Origin of the sequence: Mesorhizobium sp. M7A.F.Ca.US.006.04.2.1 (assembly GCF_004022915.1) — a bacterium.
Classification (GTDB): domain Bacteria; phylum Pseudomonadota; class Alphaproteobacteria; order Rhizobiales; family Rhizobiaceae; genus Mesorhizobium; species Mesorhizobium ciceri.
On sequence record NZ_RZQA01001545.1, the window covers coordinates 1 to 633 of the forward strand.

The following is a 633-nucleotide window of genomic DNA, read 5'->3' on the forward strand; positions in this document are numbered from 1 at the left end:
AGATGGCTCTGCTCGGCCACCGTCAGGCAGGCGACCTGACCGATCTGGTAGGATTTTCCATTGGCCAGGCATTCCTGGTCGGCAAATGCCGTACCAGGAACGGCCATGGCAAATGCCAGGCCAATGGGACAAAGATGAAATCGTGTGCTCATGGAACCCCAGCCGCCATGCTGGTCTGCAATGAACGGCGCGAAATGTGGCGATATGAGGGTTCAGCGCAGACGGGCCCGGCGAGGTTCTCTCAAGCCGGCTGAAGCGCGAGATCGATCGCCACCGGGACATGGTCGGACGGTTTTTCCCAAGCGCGCACATGCTTTTCGATAGAGGCCGATGAGAATCGGTTGGCGGCTTCCGGCGACAAAAGCAGGTGGTCGATACGGATGCCGTTGTTCTTCTGCCAGGCGCCGGCCTGATAGTCCCAGAACGTATAGGTGTCGCGCGCGTCGGTGACCGCGCGCACCGCCTCGGTGAAACCAAGATTGAGCAGCCGACGGAAGGCCTGTCGCGTCTGCGGCTGGAACAGGGCGTCGCCCAGCCAGTTCTCCGGAAACCGCGCGTCGATCGGCTCGGGAATGACGTTGTAGTCGCCGGCGAGCACCAGAGCCTCCTCAAGTCTCAGCCGTTCTTCGGCCC

1 protein-coding gene is annotated in these 633 nt (G+C 61.8%); it reads right to left on the reverse strand.

The genetic code is table 11. The features are described from left to right. Positions 1-241: 241 nt before the first annotated feature. A partial coding sequence (locus tag EN925_RS38645) for an exodeoxyribonuclease III (RefSeq protein WP_206633219.1) occupies positions 242-633 on the reverse strand: 392 nt, incomplete at its 5' end.